Raw genomic sequence first — 5,011 nt, 5'->3', positions numbered from 1 at the left:
CGGCCGGTGGCTGGCGGCCCGCCAGTGGTCGGCCACGCGATTGTGGGCGATCCGGTAGAGCCACGTGCTGAACGCGGCGTCCGGCCGCCACCCGTCGCGCGCGGCGACCACCCGCTGCCAGACGTCCTGGAAGATTTCGTCGGTGGTGGCCGGATTGCGCAGCTGGCGCAAAAGGAACCGGTAGAGCGGCCCCTTGTGGCGGCCGTACAGCTGCTCGAACGCCCGCACGTCGCCCGCGGCCCAGGCCCGCATCAGTTCGTCGTCGGTTGAAGCGGCCGTACCATCCATCGCCGGGAGGGTACGGGGCGGGCCCGACGCGGTACAGCCCCGCGACGCGCAGGGCCCGCAAGTCCTCAAACCGCGCGTCGATCCCGTATTCTCGGACCGGTGCGCCCGCCATGGCGGGAAGGGGTCCGACCGGCGATGCGGCGGGCCGAGGGTCCGGTCATCCGGGCGAGCAGTGGGGAGGCGGCATTGCGGAAGCCCGATCCAGCCGACAGTGCGACGCGACGCGCGCGCAGGCGCGATCTCGTCGCTGCGCTGGAGGCTGCGCTTCCGATCGAATCCCAGGTCTGCGTCGGCTGGCGCGACCGCGAAGGCGTGATCGTCTGCGCATCGAATGACAATGACGAAAACGGCGCCGCGCAATCGCTCGCCCAGGCGCTCGCCGGCGATGCCATGCCCGACGAGCCGCTGATCGAGCGATGGGCATTGCCGGGCGGCCGGCACGGCGCGGTGGTCGCGCGCTTCGCCGGAACCATCGATGCCGACGTACGCATGACGTGGACGGACATGGCGCGTGCGCTGGTGGTCGCGCACATCGAGGCCGAGCGCCTGCAGCGTCGCGCCGACGCGCTCGAGAAGTCCGAGCGCCTGCAACAGGCGCTGTACGAAATTGCCGACCTGGCCGGCTCGGGCATCGAGCTCTCGGCCATGTTGCGCATGGTGCACCACGTGATCGGCGGGTTGATGTATGCCGCCAACTTCTACATCGTGCTGTTCGACGAGGCCGACGAGACGCTGCGCTTCGTCTACTTCGCCGACGAGCGCGACGACTGGGTGGCCGAACCCGATCGCGTGATCCACGCGCGCGAGGTCCCCAACAGCCTGACGCTCGCGTTGCTGCGTCACGGCGAGCCGGTGCGCGGCACGTCGGCTTCGGCGCGCGAACAGCTGGGTGTGCCGGCCGACATCTCGCACGGCCCGGACAGCGAGGACTGGCTGGGCGTGCCCATGTGCCGCGACGACCGCGTTCGCGGCGCGATCGTGGTGCAGAGCTACGACCGTGCGAACGTCTACGGCGAGGAGGAACGCGCGCTGCTCGCGTTCGTGGCGCAGCACATCCTGACGGCGCTGGAGCGCCACTTCGCGCGCGGTGAGCTGGAGTCGCGCGTGCAGGAGCGCACGCACGCGCTGGAACGCCTGAACCACGAACTGCAGGCGGAAATCGACGAACGCCAGCGCGCCGAAAAGCTGCAGAGCGCGCTGTTCCGGATCGCCGAGTTGTCGATCAGCGCGCCGTCGCTCGACGTCTTCTATCGCGAAGTGCATTCGATCGTCGGTGAGCTGCTGTACGCGCGCAACTTCTACATCGCGATGATTTCGGAGGACGGCGAACGCCTCGAATTCCCGTACTCGATCGACGAGCGCGACGGGCGCCGCAGTGCGCGTGCACTCGGCTTCGGCCTGACCGAGTACGTGATCACGCGGCGTTACCCGTTGCTGGTCCGCCGCAGCGAGATCGAAGAGCTCGGCCGCGAAGGCGAACTGATCAGTCGCGGCTCGCTGGCAACCTGCTGGCTCGGCGTGCCGCTATGGCGCGAGGACCAGGCTGTCGGCGTCATCGCGGTTCAGAGCTACTCCGAGGACATCGTCTTCACCGGGCGCGACCAGGAACTGCTCGTCTTCGTCGCGCACCACATCGGCATCGGGCTGGAACGCAAGCGCGGACAGGAACGCCTGCTGCTGGCGCATACCGAGCTCGAGCAACGCGTGGAAGCGCGCACGCGCGAACTGGCGCGCACCAATCGCGAACTGGTCGCGCAGATCGGCGAGCGCCTGCGCGCGGAGCAGCGGCTTACGCACCAGGCGCGACACGACTCGCTCACCGGCTTGCCCAACCGCACGCACCTGATCGACTGCCTGAGCGAGGCGATCGAGCAGACGCAGGCGTTGCCGCACCGACTGTTCGCGGTGCTGTACCTCGACCTCGACCGTTTCAAGCTGATCAACGACAGCGCAGGCCATTCGGCGGGTGACGAACTGCTGATGGAGGCGTCGCGCCGCATCGCATCATGCGTTCGCCCGGGCGACGCCGTCGCTCGCCTCGGCGGCGACGAATTCGCGGTGCTGGTGCATGACCTCGATGGCGTGGCCACCGTCGAACGGCTCGCGAGCCGCATCCTCGAAGTGCTGGGCCAGCCCTGGTGGGTGGCCGGGCGCGAGGTCTTTCCGTCGGCGAGCATCGGCATCGCGCTGTGGCATCCGCGCTATCGCGGCGGCGCCGAACTGCTGCGCGACGCCGACGCCGCGATGTATCGCGCCAAGGCCGCGGGGCGCGGGCGCTGGGCGACCTTCGACGAGGCGATGCGGGAGGAGGCGATGCGCATCCTCGACCTCGAGGCCGACCTTCGGCGTGCGATCAACGGCGACGGTTTCATGGCGTTCTACCAGCCGATCGTCCGCCTCACAGACCGCAGCGTCGTGGGCCACGAGGCGCTGTTGCGCTGGAGCCACGCAAGCGGCGGGCTGCTGACACCGGCCTCGTTCGTCAACGTCGGCGAGAACAGCTCCCTGATCGAGGAAGTCGACTGGCTCGTGTATGCGCAGGTCGCGGACCGCATCGCGCATTCGTCGGGCGGCTACATCTCGGTCAATGTCTCGCCGCGCCATTTCCGCGACAGCGCGTTCGCAGAGCGCCTGCTGCGGCTGATGGACAAGGCGAAGGCGGACCCGCACCGCCTGCGCATCGAGATCACCGAGGTGGCATTGCTCGATGAAGCACCGCGGGTGCTGAACATGCTCAAGCACCTGCGCGGCCACGGCGTGCTCGCGCAGCTCGACGACTTCGGCACCGGGTTTTCGGCACTGAGTTACCTGCATCGTTTCCCGATCGAATGCCTGAAGATCGACCAGAGCTTCATCGCGGGCCTGGGCAGCGAGACGCGCGTGGAGAGCGAAGCGGTGGTCCGCGCGATCCAGGCGCTCGCCGGTTCGCTGGGTATCCAGACGGTGGCAGAAGGCATCGAGAGCCTGCACCAGCAGCGTCTGGTCAGGGAACTGGGATGCACGCTGGGGCAGGGCTACCTGTACGGGCGACCGCTGCCGGAGCTGGTCGAGTCGGTGGAACCGCTGGAAATCCTTGCAGGCTGAGTTCGCTAAGGCGGATCGCGCAGCACGAGCAGTCGCACTTCGGTCATCTCCGCGATCGTGGAACGCACGCCTTCTCGGCCGACGCCGGAATCCTTGACGCCGCCGTAGGGCATGTTGTCGACGCGCACGCTCGGTACATCGCCTACGACCACGCCCCCCACGTCGAGGCGATCCCATGCACGCATCGCATGATCGAGGCGCGCCGTGAACACGCCGCATTGCAGGCCGTACCGGGAGTCGTTGGCGCGGTCGATGGCAGCGTCGAACGACGGCACCGACTCGATCAGGGCGACCGGCCCGAAAGCTTCTTCGCGATACAGCCGCGCGGAGTTCGGGACGTCGGCGAGCAGCCATGGCGCCAACATCGTGCCGTCGCGCCGGCCTTCGACGAGGACGCGCCCCCCGGCGGCGCGCGCTTCCTCGATCCACTCCACCAGCCGATCGGCGGCGGCCGCATCGATCACGGGGCCGATGTCGGTGTGCTCGTCGTGCGGATCCCCTGTCCTGAGCGCGCGCACGGCCACCGCCAGCGCCTGCGTCAGCCGGTCGACGATCGATGCGTGCGCGATGATCCGCTGCACGCTGATGCAGCTCTGGCCGCTCTGGTAGTAAGCGCCGAAGACCAGCCGCTTGACCAGGTGATCGAACGGCACGCCGGGGTCTTCGTCGACGATGCACGCCGCGTTGCCGCCGAGTTCCAATGCCACTTTCTTGCGTCCGGCACGTGCGCGCAGGTCCCAGCCGACCGGACCGCCGGTGAAGCTCATGAACGCGATGCGCGGGTCGTCGACCAGCGGCGCGGATGTCGTGGTGTCGCAGACGACCACCGACCAGGCATCGCGTGGCAGGTCCGTTTCGGCCAGCACCTCGCCGATCACGAGTGCGCCCAGCGGCGTGCGTTCGGAGGGCTTCAGGACGAACGGGCAACCCGCGGCGATCGCCGGCGCCACCTTGTGCGCGACGAGGTTGAGCGGGAAGTTGAAGGGCGTGATCAGGCTGCACGCACCGATCGGCACGCGCCGCGTCATCCCGCGAAAGCCGCGGGCGCGTGGCGATACCTGCATTTCGAGCACCTCGCCGCCGATGCGCGTGGCCTCGCCGGCGGCGATTCGGAACGTATCGATCAGGCGGTCCACTTCGCCGCGCGAGTCGCGGATGGGCTTGCCGGCTTCGGTGCAGAGAAGCCCGGCGAGTTCGTCGCGTCGCTCGGCGAAGCGCCGCGCGCAGTGTTCCAGCACGTCGCGACGGGCGTCCGGCGGAAATGCCGCCATGGCGGCGCGCGCTCCGTGTGCCGCTGCGATCGCCTGCTCGACATGCGAGGCGTCGGCATGCGCCACCTGCGCGGCGACGTCGCCGCTGTACTTGTCGGTGACGTCGAGCCATGCGTCGCCCGTCACGGGGTTGCCGGCGATGTAGATCGGATACCGCTGCGTCATTGCACACCTCGGCTGGAACGTTGGGCCGCAGGCACATCCGTCCCTGCGGTGGATCGGATCGCCGGCTGGGGGCTGCGGCACCCGTCGCGCGGACGTGGCGCGACGCACCGGCGCTTGCGACTTCGCGTCAGTCGCGACTCGCGCATGCCTCGACACGCAGGTGCAGGTCGCCGTCGCCGACCCGTGCCGTGACGGCATCGCCC

General features: G+C 69.1%; 3 protein-coding genes. 1 reads left to right on the top strand and 2 read right to left on the bottom strand.

Features of this window, described 5'->3' with window-relative positions; translation table 11 throughout:
* Nucleotides 1-288 (bottom strand): sigma-70 family RNA polymerase sigma factor (locus tag FW784_RS12540; RefSeq protein ID WP_149353675.1); only part of this gene is annotated, 288 nt, incomplete at its 3' end.
* 135 nt (nt 289-423) lie between these two features.
* On the opposite strand from FW784_RS12540, the gene FW784_RS12535 reads away from it, so the two are divergent.
* Complete coding sequence (locus FW784_RS12535) at nt 424-3,372, top strand: bifunctional diguanylate cyclase/phosphodiesterase (protein WP_149353674.1); 2,949 nt, start codon at nt 424-426, stop codon at nt 3,370-3,372.
* A gap of 5 nt (nt 3,373-3,377) precedes the next feature.
* Here FW784_RS12535 and FW784_RS12530 read toward each other — a convergent pair whose 3' ends face one another.
* Nucleotides 3,378-4,808, bottom strand: coding sequence for an aldehyde dehydrogenase family protein (locus FW784_RS12530; RefSeq protein WP_149353673.1), 1,431 nt, complete (start codon nt 4,806-4,808; stop codon nt 3,378-3,380).
* Nucleotides 4,809-5,011: the final 203 nt, after the last annotated feature.

The sequence above is a fragment of the Cognatilysobacter lacus genome (assembly GCF_008274655.1).
Classification (GTDB): Bacteria; Pseudomonadota; Gammaproteobacteria; order Xanthomonadales; family Xanthomonadaceae; genus Cognatilysobacter; species Cognatilysobacter lacus.
This window is presented reverse-complemented; position numbering and strand designations above follow the sequence as displayed.

What these genes read in the sequence shown, in the direction of transcription:
- FW784_RS12535 (WP_149353674.1), top strand. Translation starts at nt 424, where the DNA reads ATGCGGCGGGCCGAGGGTCCGGTCATCCGGGCGAGCAGTGGGGAGGCG.
- FW784_RS12530 (WP_149353673.1), bottom strand. Translation starts at nt 4,808, where the DNA reads ATGACGCAGCGGTATCCGATCTACATCGCCGGCAACCCCGTGACGGGC.